This is a genomic window from Pseudomonas sp. MYb327 (assembly GCF_040438925.1).
In the GTDB taxonomy this organism is placed as follows: Bacteria; Pseudomonadota; Gammaproteobacteria; order Pseudomonadales; family Pseudomonadaceae; genus Aquipseudomonas.
This window is the reverse complement of the sequence record NZ_CP159258.1, coordinates 1306880-1323014: the sequence shown is the minus strand read 5'-3', so window position 1 is coordinate 1323014 and position 16135 is coordinate 1306880. Positions and strand designations below refer to the sequence as shown.

11 protein-coding genes are annotated in these 16135 nt (G+C 60.4%); 2 read left to right on the top strand and 9 right to left on the bottom strand.

Translation table 11 applies throughout. The features are described 5' to 3' along the window. Window positions 1–26 precede the first annotated feature (26 nt). Entirely contained in the window at window positions 27–1409 is a 1383-nt protein-coding gene (gene cysS / locus ABVN21_RS05885; protein ID WP_007970481.1) for a cysteine--tRNA ligase, read from the bottom strand. A gap of 39 nt (window positions 1410–1448) precedes the next feature. Further along, a complete protein-coding gene (locus tag ABVN21_RS05880; RefSeq protein WP_339553070.1) occupies window positions 1449–3146 on the bottom strand; it encodes a glutamine--tRNA ligase/YqeY domain fusion protein in 1698 nt (565 codons plus the stop codon). A 265-nt stretch (window positions 3147–3411) separates the two neighbouring features. On the opposite strand from ABVN21_RS05880, the gene ABVN21_RS05875 reads away from it, so the two are divergent. Both ABVN21_RS05875 and lpxH read left to right on the top strand, forming a co-directional pair. Then, entirely contained in the window at window positions 3412–3915 is a 504-nt protein-coding gene (locus ABVN21_RS05875) for a peptidylprolyl isomerase (RefSeq protein WP_339553069.1), read from the top strand. Next, the gene (lpxH, locus tag ABVN21_RS05870) at window positions 3912–4664 is read left to right on the top strand and encodes a UDP-2,3-diacylglucosamine diphosphatase (RefSeq protein WP_339553068.1); all 753 of its coding nucleotides are present in this window, start codon (window positions 3912–3914) and stop codon (window positions 4662–4664) included. Before ABVN21_RS05875 ends, lpxH begins: the two co-directional genes overlap by 4 nt. A 123-nt stretch (window positions 4665–4787) precedes the next feature. Here the strand turns inward: lpxH and ABVN21_RS05865 are convergent, their stop codons facing one another. The 7 genes from ABVN21_RS05865 to ABVN21_RS05835 all read right to left on the bottom strand — a co-directional run bounded on the left by ABVN21_RS05865 (window position 4788) and on the right by ABVN21_RS05835 (window position 15992). Continuing rightward, the gene (locus ABVN21_RS05865; RefSeq protein WP_339553067.1) at window positions 4788–6320 is read right to left on the bottom strand and encodes a DHA2 family efflux MFS transporter permease subunit; all 1533 of its coding nucleotides are present in this window, start codon (window positions 6318–6320) and stop codon (window positions 4788–4790) included. A gap of 159 nt (window positions 6321–6479) precedes the next feature. After that, entirely contained in the window at window positions 6480–7682 is a 1203-nt protein-coding gene (locus ABVN21_RS05860; RefSeq protein ID WP_339553066.1) for an HlyD family efflux transporter periplasmic adaptor subunit, read from the bottom strand. 15 nt (window positions 7683–7697) lie between these two features. Further along, window positions 7698–9167, bottom strand: a complete 1470-nt coding sequence (locus tag ABVN21_RS05855) for an efflux transporter outer membrane subunit (RefSeq protein WP_339553065.1) — start codon at window positions 9165–9167, stop codon at window positions 7698–7700. Beyond that, the gene (locus ABVN21_RS05850) at window positions 9157–9639 is read right to left on the bottom strand and encodes a MarR family transcriptional regulator (RefSeq protein WP_339553064.1); all 483 of its coding nucleotides are present in this window, start codon (window positions 9637–9639) and stop codon (window positions 9157–9159) included. The genes ABVN21_RS05855 and ABVN21_RS05850 overlap by 11 nt, the downstream gene beginning before the upstream one ends. A gap of 238 nt (window positions 9640–9877) precedes the next feature. Beyond that, the gene (locus ABVN21_RS05845; protein WP_339553063.1) at window positions 9878–13552 is read right to left on the bottom strand and encodes a translocation/assembly module TamB domain-containing protein; all 3675 of its coding nucleotides are present in this window, start codon (window positions 13550–13552) and stop codon (window positions 9878–9880) included. Continuing rightward, the gene (locus ABVN21_RS05840) at window positions 13549–15276 is read right to left on the bottom strand and encodes an autotransporter assembly complex family protein (protein WP_339553062.1); all 1728 of its coding nucleotides are present in this window, start codon (window positions 15274–15276) and stop codon (window positions 13549–13551) included. The genes ABVN21_RS05845 and ABVN21_RS05840 overlap by 4 nt, the downstream gene beginning before the upstream one ends. 65 nt (window positions 15277–15341) lie before the next feature. Further along, window positions 15342–15992 carry a GNAT family N-acetyltransferase gene (locus tag ABVN21_RS05835; RefSeq protein ID WP_339553061.1) on the bottom strand — a complete coding sequence of 217 codons (651 nt, stop codon included), beginning with the start codon at window positions 15990–15992 and terminating at the stop codon, window positions 15342–15344. Between the last annotated feature and the right edge of the window lie 143 nt (window positions 15993–16135).

Genomic DNA, 16135 nt, shown 5'->3' with positions numbered 1-16135 from the left:
GGTTTTGTCTGTAACAAACACAGCAATCAGTCAGCCAGACGCCAGGTCGTGCCGCCCTTTCCATCTTCCAGCACCACGCCCATGGCGGTGAGCTGGTCGCGGATGCGGTCGGATTCGGCCCAGTCCTTGCCGGCACGTGCCGCCAGGCGCGCAGCGATCAGCGCTTCGACTTCCGCTGCATCCACGCGCCCTTCGGCGCCGGCCTGCAGGAAATCATCGGCTTCAAGCTGCAACACACCCAGCACGCTGGCCAGTTCTTTCAAACGGGCAGCCAGACCGGCCGCTGCATTGAGATCGCTCTCACGCAGACGGTTGATCTCACGCACCATCTCGAACAGCACCGCACAGGCTTCCGGCGTGCCGAAGTCGTCGTTCATCACTTGGGTGAAGCGCTCGACGAACGCCTCGCCGCCAGCAGGAGCCACGTTCGGCAGGCCTTTCAACGCGTGATAGAAACGCTCGAGTGCGCCCTTGGCGTCCTTGAGGTTGTCTTCCGAATAGTTGATCGCGCTGCGGTAGTGGCTCGACACCAGCAGGTAACGCACGACTTCCGGGTGGTACTTGTCGAGCACGTCGCGAATGGTGAAGAAGTTGTTCAAGGACTTGGACATCTTCTCGCCATTGATTCGGATCATGCCGCAATGCATCCACGCGTTGGCGTAGGTCTTGCCGGTGGCCGCTTCGCTCTGGGCGATTTCGTTTTCGTGGTGCGGGAACTCAAGATCGCTGCCGCCGCCATGAATATCGAAGGTCTCACCGAGGCAGCAGGTCGACATCACCGAGCATTCGATGTGCCAGCCCGGACGCCCGGCGCCCCACGGCGACTCCCAGCTCGGCTCACCCGGCTTGGCGGCTTTCCACAGCACGAAGTCCAGTGGGTCCTGCTTGGACTCGTCGACTTCGATGCGCGCGCCGATGCGCAGGTCTTCGATCTTCTTGCGCGACAGCTTTCCGTAGCCCATGAACTTGCCGACGCGGTAGTACACGTCGCCATTGCCCGGGGCGTAGGCGTAACCCTTGTCGATCAGGGTCTGGATCATCGCGTGCATGCCCGGAATGTGATCCGTGGCGCGCGGTTCCATGTCCGGCTTCTTGATGTTCAGGCGCGCTTCATCCTCGTGCATCGCCGCGATCATGCGCTCGGTCAAGGCTTCGAACGACTCGCCGTTCTCGTTGGCCCGATTGATGATCTTGTCGTCGATGTCGGTGATATTGCGCACGTAAGTCAGGTCATAACCGCTGAAGCGCAACCAGCGGGTCACCAGGTCGAACGCGACCATGCTGCGGCCGTGCCCCAGGTGGCAGTAGTCGTAGACGGTCATGCCGCACACGTACATGCGCACCTTGTTGCCATCGAGCGGCTTGAAGACTTCTTTGCTCTTGGTGAGCGTGTTGTAGATCGTTAGCACGTTAAATCGCCTGTTTATCAGAGCCGGTCAGGCCTGTAATCACTGGCCCCACGAATCACGCAGGGTCACGGTACGGTTGAAGACCGGAGCGCCCGGTTTCGAGTCCTTGATATCCGCGACGAAGTAGCCTTCGCGCTCGAACTGGAAACGGTCTTCCGGCTGTGCATTGCCCAGCGAGGGTTCAGCACGACAACCGGTCAGTACCTGCAGCGAGTCAGGGTTGATGTTGTCCAGGAAACTGGCGCTGTCTTCGGCCTTCTCCGGGTTCGGAGAGCGGAACAGACGGTCGTACAGACGCACTTCGCACTCGACGCTGGCAGCCGCCGGCACCCAGTGCACCACGCCTTTGACCTTGCGACCTTCAGGGTTCTTGCCCAGCGTGTCCGGATCGTACGAGCAACGCAGCTCGACGATGTTGCCGTCGGCGTCCTTGATCGCTTCGTCGGCGCGAATCACGTAGCTGCCGCGCAGACGCACTTCGCCGTTCGGCTCCAGGCGCTTGTAGCCTTTTGGCGGCTCTTCCATGAAGTCTTCACGGTCGATGTAGATTTCACGGGCAAACGGCAGAACGCGCACGCCCATGTCTTCTTTCGGGTGGCACGGCAGTTCGAGGTTCTCGACCTGGCCTTCCGGGTAGTTGGTGATCACGACTTTCAGCGGACGCAGTACGCACATGGCGCGCGGAGCGCTGTGATCGAGGTCGTCACGGATGCTGAATTCGAGCATGCCGAAGTCCACCACGCCGTCGGAACGGTTGGTGCCGATCATTTCGCAGAAGTTGCGAATCGATTTCGGCGTGTAGCCACGGCGGCGGAAGCCCGACAGCGTGGACATGCGCGGATCGTCCCAGCCGTTGACGTGCTTTTCATCGACCAGCTGCTTGAGCTTGCGCTTGCTGGTGATGGTGTAGTTCAGGTTCAGGCGGCTGAACTCGTACTGGCGCGGGTTGGCCGGGACCGGCAGGTTTTCGAGGAACCACTCGTATAGCGGACGATGGCTTTCGAATTCCAGGGTGCAGATCGAGTGGGTGATGCCTTCGATGGCATCCGACTGACCGTGAGTGAAGTCGTAGTTCGGGTAGATGCACCACTTGTCACCGGTCTGGTGGTGATGCGCGTGACGGATGCGATACATGATCGGGTCGCGCAGGTTCATGTTCGGCGAGGCCATGTCGATCTTGGCCCGCAGCACGCGCGCGCCGTCCGGGAACTCGCCGGCACGCATGCGGGCGAACCAGTCCAGGTTCTCTTCGACGCTGCGGTCGCGGAACGGGCTGTTGCGACCCGGCTCGGTCAGGCTGCCACGGTATTCCTTGGCTTGCTCAGGGGTCAGGTCGTCAACGTAGGCTTTGCCGGACTTGATCAGCTCGACCGCCCAGTCGTGCAACTGGTCGAAATACTGCGAGGCATAGCGCACTTCACCGGACCATTCGAAGCCCAGCCATTTGACGTCGCTTTCGATCGCGTCGATGTATTCCTGGTCTTCCTTGGCCGGGTTGGTGTCGTCGAAACGCAGGTGCGTGACGCCGCCGAACTCCTGGGCCAGGCCGAAGTTCACGCAGATCGACTTGGCGTGGCCGATGTGCAGGTAGCCGTTGGGCTCAGGCGGGAAACGAGTGACGATCTGGGTGTGCTTACCCGAGTCCAGGTCGGCCTGGATGATCGGCCGCAGGAAGTTGACCGGTACGGCAGGGCCGGTCTTGGCATTCGAGGTAGGGTCGACAGTGGGCTTGCTCATAGGATCCTTGAACGTACAAGTGCGTGGCCGGGAATAAGGGCCTGACAAAACAAAGCCGCTATCATAGCCGATGCCGTCAAGCAGCTGACAGAGCAGGCCTGCAAACGGTCGCATTTAATAGCCCGTAAATGAAAAACAGCCTCGAAATTCGCGCCCGTCGCGCTAAACTGCGCACCTTGGCCAATACAGGCTGAACCGGTTGCGGGACTGCGCGTTCCAAAACCACGAATTCTTTGAAACACCTCTCCTATAAAGAGTACCGATCATGACCCAAGTCAAACTGACCACCAACCATGGCGACATCGTCCTCGAACTGAACGCCGAGAAAGCCCCGCTCACCGTGGCCAACTTCGTTGAGTACGTCAAAGCCGGTCACTACGAAAACACCGTTTTCCACCGTGTTATCGGTAACTTCATGATCCAGGGCGGTGGTTTCGAGCCAGGCATGAAAGAAAAGAAAGACAAGCGCCCAAGCATCCAGAACGAAGCCGACAACGGTCTTTCCAACGACAAATACACCGTCGCCATGGCTCGCACCATGGAGCCGCATTCGGCTTCCGCGCAGTTCTTCATCAACGTGGCTGACAACAGCTTCCTGAACCACAGCGCCAAGACCGCCCAGGGCTGGGGCTACGCGGTATTCGGCAAAGTGACTGCCGGCACTGACGTTGTCGACAAGATCAAAGGTGTTTCCACCACCATGAAGTCCGGCCACCAGGACGTACCAGCAGACGACGTGATCATCGAGAAAGCCGAGATCATTGAGTGATATTGCTGATTTCAGATTTGCATCTGGAAGAGGAGCGCCCGGACATTACCCGGGCGTTTCTGGATTTGCTCGCCGGACGCGCCCGCTCGGCGAGTGCGCTGTACATTCTGGGCGACTTTTTCGAGGCGTGGATTGGCGACGATGCCATGACACCCTTCCAGCGTTCCATCTGCCAGGCCCTGCGCGACCTCAGCGACAGCGGCACGGCGATTTTTCTGATGCACGGCAATCGCGACTTCATGCTCGGCCAGGCCTTTTGCAAACAGGCCGGCTGCACCTTGCTGAAGGATCCGAGTGTCGTGCAGTTTTACGGCGAACCCGTACTGTTGATGCACGGCGACAGCCTCTGCACTCGCGACGAAGCCTATATGAAGCTGCGTCGCTACCTGCGTAACCCGATAACCCTGTTCATCCTGCGCCACCTGCCGCTGCGCACGCGGCATAAGCTGGCGCGCAAGCTGCGCAGCGAAAGCCGTGCGCAAACGCGGATGAAGGCTAACGATATTGTTGATGTCACGCCGCAAGAGATTCCGCGGATCATGCAGCAATATGGCGTGAAGACCCTGATCCATGGCCATACCCACCGTCCCGCCATCCATAAGCTGCAGCTGGGTGACCAGGCGGCCAAGCGTATTGTGCTGGGGGATTGGGATCGTCAGGGTTGGGCGTTGCAGGTGGATGAACACGGGTTTGCATTGGCGCCGTTTGATTTCGCCCCGCCACCGCAATTGGCAGCCCCCACCAAATAACGACCGAACATCAAACCCTTGTAGGAGCCGGCTTGCTGGCGATCGCGTTGTGTCAGCTGGATGAATTGCATCTGACACTCCGCGATCGCCAGCAAGCCGGCTCCTACATTGATCGCGCTTGGTTCAATGCCCCGCGGAAGCCGCCGGCCCGGCCTTCGCGGTAAATGGCGGCTTGGCCAGCCACACAATCAATATCAACCCCATGAACATCCAGCCCAGCAGCGTGAAGTAATCCACGGTGGACATGATGTACGCCTGGCTGATCACCATTTGATCCAGCTGCGTATAGGCCTTGGCCCCTGCCCCGCCCAACTGGCTCAACGCCTCGCGGGTTGCCGGATCGAACTGGGTGATGCTTTCGGTCAAGTAAGCATGGTGTTGGTCGGCGCGGCGGATCCAGATCCAGGTGGTCAACGAGGCCGCGAAACTACCGCCCAACGTCCGCAGGAACGTGGCCAGGCCCGAGCCGTCGGCAATCTGGCTCGGTGGCAGGTCCGACAGCAGAATGGTCAGGGTCGGCATGAAGAACAGCGCCACGCCAATACCCATGAACAGCTGCACCATGGCGATGTGCTGGAAGTCCACTTCATTGGTAAACCCGGCGCGCATGAAACAGCTGAGGCCGATCGCCAGGAACGCCCCGCCCGCCAGCAGCCGCATGTCGAATTTTGGTGCGTACTTGCCAACAAACGGCGCCAGCAGCACCGGCAGTATCCCCAGCGGTGCCACGGCAAAACCGGCCCAGGTCGCGGTGTAGCCCAGTCGCGTTTGCAGCCATTGCGGCAGGATCAGGTTGATCCCGAAGAACCCGGCATAACCCAGAATCAACACGATGGTGCCGTAGCGGAAGTTGCGGTGGGCGAACAGCCGCAGATTGACCACCGGATGTTCGTCGGTCATTTCCCAAATCACGAAGAACGCCAGGGCGACCACGGAGATCACCGAACCGACAATAATGAAACTGGACTCGAACCAGTCGGCATCGTTGCCTTTATCGAGGACGATCTGTAGCGCACCGACACCGATGATCAACGCGATGAGACCGACGTAATCCATGGGCTGGCGGCTGGTGACCACCGGGCGTTTCTTCATTTGTTGCGTGACCACCCACGCGGCGAACAAACCGATCGGCACGTTGATGAAGAAGATCCACGGCCAGCTGTAACTGTCAGTGATCCAGCCGCCGAGGATCGGCCCGGCAATCGGCGCCACCACCGTGACCATCGCCAGCAGCGCCAGTGCCAGCCCCCGTTTTGCCGGGGGGTAAACCGCGATCAGCAGGGTCTGGGTCATCGGGTACAACGGCCCCGCCACCACGCCTTGCAAGACGCGGAAGCCCACCAGCTCCGGCATGGACGTGGAAATCCCGCACAGGAACGAAGCCAGCACAAACAACAGCGTCGCCCAGACAAACAGCTTCACCTCGCCGAAGCGGCGACTGAGCCAGCCGGTCAGCGGCAGTGCAATCGCGTTGCTGACTGCAAACGAGGTGATCACCCAGGTGCCCTGTTCCGAACTCACCCCGAGGTTGCCGGATATCGTCGGCAGCGCCACGTTGGCGATGGTGGTGTCGAGCACCTGCATGAAGGTCGCCAGCGACAGGCCGATGGTGCTGAGCAGCAGGCTGGGTGGCGTGAAAGACGCGTTATTGCTCATCGCGAATCCTTTGAAACTCGGGTTGCGTTGCGCCCATTACAGGCGCAGCTGACCTTGTGGGAGCGAGCCTGCTCGCGAAGGCGCAATGACATTCAACATCAACGTTGACTGATCGGACGCTATCGCGAGCAGGCTCGCTCCCACAGGGGTCGGTGTGAATCAGCGCTGCGCGGTCTTGCTGGCCGCAGCGCTGTTGTCGTGGATCAGTTGGGTGATCATCGCGTCGGCCTCGGCCAATTGGCGGTCATAGATGCTGGTGCTGAACGAGGCCTTTTGCGCTGGCTGTTGCGCCAGCACCGGGCCACTCTGGTCGCGCAGGTTGACATCGACCACCGTCGACAGGCCGACCCGTAACGGGTGCCTGGCCAGTTCTTCGGCATTGACGTGAATCCGCACCGGCACCCGCTGCACGATCTTGATCCAGTTACCCGTGGCGTTCTGCGCCGGCAACAGGGCGAACGCGCTGCCGGTCCCGGCGCCAAGGCTGTCGACGGTGCCGCTGTAGGTCACGTCACTGCCGTAGAGGTCGGTTTCGATCTCCACCGGTTGGCCGATGCGCATGTCGCGCAGCTGGGTTTCCTTGAAGTTGGCGTCGATCCACAGCTGATCCAGCGGAATCACCGCCATCAGCGCCTCGCCCGGCTGCACCCGTTGGCCGAGTTGCACGGTGCGCTTGGCCACGTAACCGGTGACCGGCGCGATCAAGGTGCTGCGGGCATTGTTCAGATACGCCTGACGCAGTTGCGCGGCGGCGGCCATCACGTCCGGATGCGATGACACCACGGTGTCATCCACCAAGGCGCTGGTGGTTTTCAGTCGCTGTTTGGCGTCGGCCAAGGCGTTTAGCGCCGAGGTCAGGTCATCGCGAGCGTGGGACAGTTCTTCCTGGGAAATCGCCCCGCCAGCGGCGAGGTTCTTGCGGCGATTGAAGTTGTCTTGCGCTTTCTGCACTTCAGCTTGCTGGGCGTTGACCTGGGCTTTCTGGCCATCGACGTTGCTGTACAGGCCACGCACCTGACGCACGGTGCGGGCCAGATTGGCCTGGGCGCTTTGCAACCCGATTTCGGCATCGTTCGGGTCGAAGTTCACCAGCACCTGGCCTTCGTGGACCAGATCGCCATCGTCGGCGCCAATGCTGACCACGGTGCCGGTGACCAGCGGCGTGATTTCCACCACGTTGCCGTTCACATAGGCGTCGTCGGTGCTTTCGCTCCAGCGACCATAGAACTCGTGGTAAGCCCAGACGCCGGCGCCACCTAGCGCAACCACCACGGCGAGCACCAATATCATGATTTTGCGCTTGCCGGCATTTGGGTTGGCGGAGGCATTGTCAGTGGGTTGAGTTGTATCGGCAGTAGCCATGATGAATACCTTGAATTAGTGAGTCAGCGTGGCGGGCGTGGCGTTGGCCGAGGCAATGGCCTCAGGCTGATAACCGCCGCCCAGCGCTTGCATCAGTTGGATCGACAGGTCGATCTGCTCGGCATTCAGGTTGGCCAGCTGACGCTGGGCCTGGAGCAATTGTTGCTCGATGCTGAGCACGTCCAGATAGTTACCGATGCCGGAACCGTACCGCTGTACCACGGTGTTGTAAGAATCCTGGGCGATATCAGTCGCATGCTGCTGGGCGGCAATCTGCCGGCCGATATCGCGCAGCTGGTTGATGCTGTCACTGACATCCCCCAACGCTCGCACCAGGCTTTTGTTGTACTGCGCCACCGCGAGGTCGTAGTCGGCGTCGCGGGAATCGAGGTCGGCGCGCAGGCGACCACCGTCGAAAATCGGCACCGAAATCGTCGGCGCGACATTGAAGAAACGACTGGCCGAACCGAACATCGCATCGCCCAACAAAGATTCGGCACCGGCCGCGGCGCTGAGATTCAAGTTTGGATAGAACTGGGTCTTGCCGGCGTCGATATTTTTGCTCGCCGCCTCGACCCGCCAGCGCGCGGCCACCAGGTCTGGACGACGACCGAGTAACTCGGCTGGAAGCACCGACGGCAACGCCACGGCGCTGGCCTGGAGGATTTTCGGCCGAGCGATTTCATTGCCGCGATCCGGGCCTTTGCCCAGTAGCACCGCCAAGGCGATTTTCGCGCTTTGCAGGCGTTTTTCGGCGTCGATCAGGTTGGCTTCGGAAGTGGCTGCCAGGCTTTCGGTCTGCTGGAACTGATACTGGCTGTCGATCCCGGAACTCAGGCGACGCTGGCTCAGGTCGAGCATTTGCTTGGTGCGCTTGAGGTCTTCAGCGGACAAGTCGTAAACGATGTGCGCCTGCCCCAAATCGCTGTAGGCGCGGGCGACGTCGGCAGACAAGGTCAACTGCGCAGCCTGCTGATCGACTTCGGCGGCGCGAGCCTGGCCCAATGCAGCTTCCCAGGCGTCACGCTGGCCGCCCCAGAGGTCGAAGTTGTAATTGAAGCTGGCGCTGATGTTGCGCACGGTGGCGTAGTTGTCGCCCTGCCCCAACGGGTCTTGATCGCGCGCCAGACGCGAACGGCTGACACCGGCGCTGGCATCCAGGGTCGGCATCCGTGCCGCGTCGGCAGCATACGCGGCGGCGCTGGCCTGATGGGCGCGGGCATCGGCGATTTGCATGTCCGGGCTGTCGCGCAGTGCTTCGCGGATCAGACCGTCGAGTTGAGGGTCGCCGAGGCTTTTCCACCAGTCGCTTTTCGGCCAGGCTGCGGGCGACAGTGTCACGCCGCTGAGGGATTGCCCGGCCTTGAGGTTTTTCGCATCGAGGCTGACGCCTTCGGTATTCAGGCCGCTGTAACTGGCGCAACCGGCCAGACCCAAGGCCAACAGCAGCAGGCTCAGGCTGCTGCGCAAGGTTTTACTGTTCATCATGACCACCTACTCGCAGCAAAGTGATCGAGTCACCGGCTGCGACCAAAATTTTCTTGAGGATCTTTTCCAGGGTCTCCAGCTCTTGCGGCGTGACGACCTCGACCAGTTGGTTCATCGCGTCGGCACCGATGTGCGGAAGGCGATCGGCCAGAATCTGGCCCTCTTCGGTCAGCACCAGTCGCACCTGACGGCGATCCGCTTCAGAGCGTTGGCGGGCGAGGAAACCTTTCTGTTCCAGACGATCGAGCATGCGGGTCATCGAACCGCTGTCGAGGGACAAGTGCCGGCACAGTTCACCCGGCGTATCGACGCCGAACTGAGCCATGATGATCAGCACTTTGAACTGCGCGGCGGTGATGCCATGGGGTTCCATGTGCGTGTCGATGATGCGGTCCTTAAGCAGCGCCGCGCGCCCGAGCAATAGACCGAGATGGCAATTGTGGAAGTTGTCTGGGGTGAAATGTTTCATCTGACCACCAATTAGCTGCCTAGGCAGTGAATGTATGTCGAGATGTTACTGCCTAGGCAGCCGATGTCAACCTAATAGATAGTTTGCTTTGTATTTAGTTGACCAGTGGTGTCGGGTATTACGGTGGACGCATGAACGCAATCGCTGGCAAACCAGCTCCTACAGGTGCGATGTGAGCCCTGTAGGAGCTGGCTTGCCAGCGATTGGGGGAGAGGCAATATCCAGAAAGGAACGCGGCTTAGAAATCCCGCTTGTAGAAGATGTCCAGTGAGCTGGCCACGCCGCCAGCGGCTTCGAGGTAGACTTTTTTGCTCAGCTTGTAACGCAAGGCAATGGTGTTAGCCGGTTCAAACACGCCAACGCCATAGCGCAGGCTGAGTTTCTCTGAGAGGTTGCCGCTGGCCACCACACTGGTCGCATCGCCGCTGCCCTCGGTATCAAGCTGAAAATCCTCGATGCCGAGGTTCTTCGCTAAACCGCCCGTCACCTTGGAGCTGCCCATCAAGCCCAACCCGAGGGCGGCCTGGGCGAGCATGTTGTTGTCTTCACCGTTGCTGGCCAGCGGACGCCCCAGCACCAGATAGGACAGCGCCTGCTCCTGACTCATCGCCGGTTCGGAGAAAATCTGCGTGGTCGGCTGCTCGGCGTTGCCGCTCAAGCGGATGCCCGCAATCACGTCGTCGGTCTGGCGAATGGCTTCGATGTCGAGGTACGGCTGATCGATCGGCCCGGCAAACAGCAACCGCGCCCGGCGCACCGTCAGGCGCTGGCCGTAGGCACGGTAACGCCCGTCGTTGAGCCAGAGTTCGCCTCGGGTGTCGAGGTTATCGCCGATGTGCACGTGACCTTGCAGGTTCGCCGTGAGGCCAAACCCGGCGAAGCTGAGTTTGTCCTGACCGACCACCACATCGATGTCCATGACCGTGGCTATCGGCGGTTTGCCCTCTTCGGTCTGCTGGCCGACGATCACCGTGTCATCGGAGACCTTGACCGTCGACGGCGGCAGCTCGCGAATGGTGATATCGCCCTTGGGCACCAGCACTTTACCGGCGACCGCCAGTTTGTCGTCCTTGATCGAGATCTTCAGGTCCGGAGCCACTTCGAGCTTGGCGTACGGTTCGACAGTGACCGGCAATTGCGAGCCCTTGAGCGCCAGATCCACTACCAGCGCCTGGCCCCAGGCGATATCGCCGGTCAACGTACCCTGGCCGGTCTTGCCGCTTTTCCAGTCGCCGTTCAACTGCACGGTTTCGCCAGCGATCAGCGCGCGAAGCTGCAAGGCTTTAAGCTCCATCGGCAACTCAGGCCCGGACACTTCGCCGTCGCTGAGCAGCAAATTACCGTTGACTTGCGGCGCCAGCAAACCACCGGAAATCGTGCCGCTGCCGTTCAAGCGACCAGTCAGTTTCTCGACCATGGGCACGAACGGCCGCGCCACCGACAGGTCCAGGCCGCTCAAGCGGAATGAGCCAGTGACCGGTTTGTTCTTCGGCAGCGGGTTGATCTGAGCCTGAACCATCAGTTCACCGAGTTTGCCGCCGACAAAGTTGAGATCGGTGTCGATGCGTTTGGGTGTGAGTTTGCTGGTGAGTTTCAGGGTCTGGTACGGGAAGTCCAGCCATTGGTCCTTATCCTTCACCCGCAACGTACCACCGCCGGCATCGATGCTGATCAGGCCATTCGGGCCGCTCGCGGGAAGATCAAGCTGCACGTCGGCATTGAGCCGGCCCTGCCATGCAAAGTCTTTCGGCAACCACTGCGCGAGGCTGTCGATGGGGAATTGCTTGAGGTGATAACGCAACTTCGGCTCGGGCATCAGCCGTTGGTCTTCACCGCACAAACTGGCTGGACCGGACATCCAGCAATGAGCGCCAAAGTTGATTTTGCCGTCCGCCAGCCGTTCGAGCTTCGCCGGACCTTGCAGCTTCCAGTCCTGGCCGCCGGCCTGGATGTCACCGCTGGCGAGGCGTCCGCGCCAGTTGCCTTTGTCCAGCGCACCGTCCAGCCCGAGAGCCAATTTCAGCTTCGGCCCTTGCAAGTCGAGGGTGAGTTTCTGGTTCTTGATGTCGCCCTGACCACTGGCGGTCAGCGTCCCTAGCGAAGTATCGCCGGCCTGGATGCCGCTGCCCTTGAGATCGATTTTCGCCCGTTGCGCGCTGTCGAGCGTGGCATCCAGGTTCAGGCTTTGCAGGCGATTATCGGCGAACGCCAGTTGCGAACCTTGCAGACCGAGCTTGCCTTGCGGTGCCTTGAGTGTGCCGGCGACATCGACCCGACCATTGACTTGGCCGCGCAGTTGCGGCCAGAGCTGCGCCAGTCGCGGCAGCTTGATATCGATCTGACCGGAAAGTTTCTGTTGCAGGCTGCCCTTGCCGTTGATGCTGTTGTCGCCCAGGCGAATTTGCAGCGCGCTGAGGTTCCATTGCTCGCCGCCGCCATCGGCCTTGGCTTGCAGGACGGCCGGTTGGCCACGCAGCTTGCCCTTCAGATCGAGATCGGCGGTCAGGCTGAGTTTTTCGTTTTTCATCTCGCCTTTGCTGCGCAGCGGTCCAGCGAGAATGCCCGGCAATTCCGCGACCCAGTACGCGGGATTGATCGCCGACAGATCCAGCGCGGTGTCCCAGGCGATGCCATCGGCAAATTGCAGGTTCAAATGACCTTCAGCCTTGCCCTGCCCCGCAACGAGTTGAATCTGTTGCAGGTAAATTTTGCTCAAGTCGCCGGCAAACGGGCTGGTCAGGCTGAACGCCCCCGCCGGGCCGTCCAGGGCGGCTTTGAAGTTGCCAAGGTATTTGCCATCGGTGTAGGAGACTTCACCGTTGAAGCTGCGCAGCGCCACTTCCGGTTCGTCGATCAGCGGATAGAGCCGGTGCCACGGGAAGTCCAGCCAGTTGATTTTCGCCTCGGCGCTCAGGCCTTTGCTCCAGTCGAGTTGCCCGGTGAGTTTGAAGTTTTGTTTTTCGTTGGCGGTGAGGTCCAGCGCAGCTATTTGCGCGCCATTGGCGTCGACCTTGCCTTGCAGCACCAGCGCGACAGGGCCTTCCTCGGCGGGCAACGTGGCGCTACCGATCAGCGCATAGCCATTTTTCAGGTCGCCCGCGCCGCTGAGTTCCAGTTGATTGAGTTGCAGGGTGTCCGGCAGGTCAGCGCCGGGCTTGAAGCCGTCCGCGGTGATGCGCACCTTGGCCGGCAGGTTTTCCACCAACGGTTGCAATTCGCCGGTCAGTTGCCCATTGAGATAGCCGCTGCTGTCGGCTTTCAGATTCAGGGTTTTCAGCAGATCGCCGTCGATCTTCAGGGCCAACGCCCATGGCATGGTGCCTGGCGCCGGCAGGGTCAGTTTGCCTTCGACATTAAGCGGCCAGTTGCCGCTGGGTTGCAGCAGGCCAGACAAATTCAGGCTCAATTCATCCCTTTGCAACGCGACGGAATCAATCTGCAAACCCTTTGCGGTCCAGTGTGCAGCCAGTTGCAGACCCTTGAGCTGTTCGCTGCCGTTGAACAACAGGCTGCCAACCTTTACGTCACCGAGTTCCAGTGCGACAGGTAATTTCAGATCCGGGAGGCTGATCGGCCCGCTGCTTTCTTCATCGGTGCCCGGCGCAAATTGCAGGCTGACCTGATCGGCCTGTAATTGCTCGATGCACAGCGTCATGCGCGTCAGGCACAGCGGCGACCAGGCAAAAATCACTTGGGTCAGCTCAACCTTGCTGGTGCCTTGCTGCCACAACACATGGTCAGCGCTCCACTGCCCGCCCAAGCGACCCTGGAAATTGTCCAGGGTCAGACCCGGCACAAATCCCAGCGCCCATCGACTGCCCGTCGCCGTGCTCAGCACCGTGGTCAGCGTCAGGACTATCAGCAGCAGCAGCGCCAGAATCGCCAGCAGCGTTATTTTCAAACCACGCTTCACAGCTCAGGCCCCATGGAAAAGTGCAGTCGAATGCCGCCATCGTCGTCCATCGCATGGGCCAGGTCGAGGCGAATCGGCCCCACCGGCGAGACCCAGCGCACGCCGATACCGACCCCGGTCTTGAGGTTCGGCAGTTCGAGTGAATTGAAAGAATTGCCTTGGTCGATAAAGGTCGCGACCCGCCATTTTTCGGCGATGGAATATTGGTATTCGGCGCTGGCGGTGACCATGTAGCGACCACCGATACGGTCACCGTCGGAGTTTTCCGGGGACAGGCTTTGATAGTCGTAACCGCGCACACTCTGGTCGCCGCCGGCGAAGAATCGCAGTGACGGCGGGATTGATTTATAGCCATTGGTGGCGCTGCCACCGACCTGTACCCGACCGAGCAGGCGATGTTTGTCGAACACCGTGGTCAAGCCTTTGACCAGGGCCGTGCCGTACAGCAAGTTGTTGTCCGAGCCCAAGCCTTCCTTGGCCACTTTGGTTTCGAATTGCAGGCGATACCCGTTGTGCGGGTCGATGCGGTTGTCGCTTTTGAGGTACGAATAGCTCACGCCCGGCATCAACAGGGTGCTAAGCCCGGAGTCGTCACCGAGTCGATATTCCTCGCGTTGCCATTTCAGCGAAACCACGCGCTGCCAGCCGCTCGGCAATTTGCTGTGCCACTCGGGGCCGACGGTCAGCAACTTGCTCAGGCTGTCCTTGTCGGCGATTTCTTCTTTTTGGTAACCACCGGCGAAACGCAGTTTGTCGGTCAGTGGCGGGTCCAGCGGAATGTCATAAAACAAACCGACGTTTTGCCTTGGCGCCGAGACTTCCGTCTCCCAGCCATAGCTGTGCCCCTGCGGGTTGACCCAGTGCCGGGTCCAGTTGGCCTTGACCCTCGGCCCGACGTCGGTGGAATAACCGAGACCAAGGCCCATGGTCCGCGGCTTGCGGGTTTCAAGCTTGACGTCCACCGGGATCACATCATTTTTCGAGGCTGTCGGTGCCGCGTCGACACGCACGCCCTCGAAATAGCCGCTCGATTGCAGCGCCTGATTGAGTTCGGCGATCAGTTCAGAGTCATACGGCGTACCGGCCTTGAAAGGCACCATGCGTTGCAGCAGGTCTTCGTCGAACGGCGTGTCGCCTTCAAAATTGACCTTGCCCAGGGAATAACGCGGGCCGCTGTTGTAGATCAACTCGATATCGGCGACGCCGGCGCGCGGGTCGACGGACAGTTTAGAGCTGGTAAAACGTCCGCTGAAAAAGCCGTAGCGCGACGCCTGGTTCTGGATCAGCCGTTTGGCGTCTTCATAGTGGCCATGGTTGAGCACCGCACCGGTTTTCAACGCATGGTCGTCAGGCTCACGAAAGGATTTGAGCGAGGCTGCCGGGCCGTCGACGCGGATGGTGACGTTGCGCAAATGCACCGGTTCGCCGGGATCGATGGTCAGTATCAGGCGCGGGGTCTTGCCGCCCTTTACGTCGCTGTCGATGTGCGGCTGGTAGTAACCCAAGGCCTGGGCGGCCTTGCGCGCCTGCTCTTCGGCGCCACGACTGAAGCGAAGCAGCGCTTCTTCGTCACGATCGCCGAGACTGCCGATATAGCCTTCTATATTGGCTTTCAGTTCATCGTTGGACGGTTTGATCCGCACATCCAATTCACTTTGCGCCAGCGCCGCGCAGCTGGAAATCAGCATCAGCACGCCACTGGTAATTCTTCCTGGAAACTTCATAGGCGCGGATGCTATCACGAGCTTGGGAGCGGGATAGAGCCTGGCGCGCCCGGAAAGTTCGACAGTTATGCCGTTGCCGTTTGTACGACCTGGGGGTTGGCGTGGAAAAACACGTGCTCGCGGATCGGTCCTACGGCGACTTCACCGATTTCCTCGTAGCCCTGTCGCTTGTAGAACTCCAGATAACGCGGGTTGCCGGTATCGAGAATTACGCCCTGGGAGTTCTCATCCACCGCGCACCAGTTATGTACGGCCTGAAGAAGTTGCTCGCCGAAATGTTTACCCTGGAATTGTGGATGAATGCCCAGCAACGGCAGGACATGCACCGCGTCGGACGGCGCACACGCCGCCACCGCGTCATGGTATTCGAGGTAGCGACGCGTGCAGCGAAACCCGGTGCTGAGCACCATCCGCAAACGCCACGCCCAACTTTCAGTAATACCCAGCCGACGTTGTGGCGGTGCGATCAGGGCGATACCGATCAAGCGGTCATTGACCAGCAGTCCGATGGCCGGCAAGTCCTGCAAAAAGTGCTGTTTGACCAATTCGCGCACGGTGGCGCGGACCCGCTGTTCATAGCCGGGGCGCTCGGCCTCGAACAGGTAGCCGAACGTCGGCTCATGGCGGTAAGCCTGGTACAACAGCGAACGCGCTTCGCGGGAATAGCCGCTGTCGAGCATGTGGATATCGGCGATGGCGGTGGACGTTTCGGGCATGACGGTCATTCTCCCCGGCACAGCTCGAATGGCTGCGCTCTTATTGGTACGAGCCTTTGGGTGGCGACACAGTTCCTTCCTGATCCGGAATCAATGTAGGCAATGAAGTCGTCTTCGCGAGCAGGCTCGCTCCTACACAGGTA

Coding starts and splice junctions, on each gene's coding strand:
- ABVN21_RS05835 (WP_339553061.1), bottom strand. CDS start 15,992: ATGCCCGAAACGTCCACCGCCATCGCCGATATCCACATGCTCGACAGC.
- ABVN21_RS05850 (WP_339553064.1), bottom strand. CDS start 9,639: ATGAAACATTTCACCCCAGACAACTTCCACAATTGCCATCTCGGTCTA.
- ABVN21_RS05875 (WP_339553069.1), top strand. CDS start 3,412: ATGACCCAAGTCAAACTGACCACCAACCATGGCGACATCGTCCTCGAA.
- ABVN21_RS05840 (WP_339553062.1), bottom strand. CDS start 15,276: ATGAAGTTTCCAGGAAGAATTACCAGTGGCGTGCTGATGCTGATTTCC.
- ABVN21_RS05865 (WP_339553067.1), bottom strand. CDS start 6,320: ATGAGCAATAACGCGTCTTTCACGCCACCCAGCCTGCTGCTCAGCACC.
- ABVN21_RS05860 (WP_339553066.1), bottom strand. CDS start 7,682: ATGGCTACTGCCGATACAACTCAACCCACTGACAATGCCTCCGCCAAC.
- ABVN21_RS05880 (WP_339553070.1), bottom strand. CDS start 3,146: ATGAGCAAGCCCACTGTCGACCCTACCTCGAATGCCAAGACCGGCCCT.
- ABVN21_RS05855 (WP_339553065.1), bottom strand. CDS start 9,167: ATGAACAGTAAAACCTTGCGCAGCAGCCTGAGCCTGCTGCTGTTGGCC.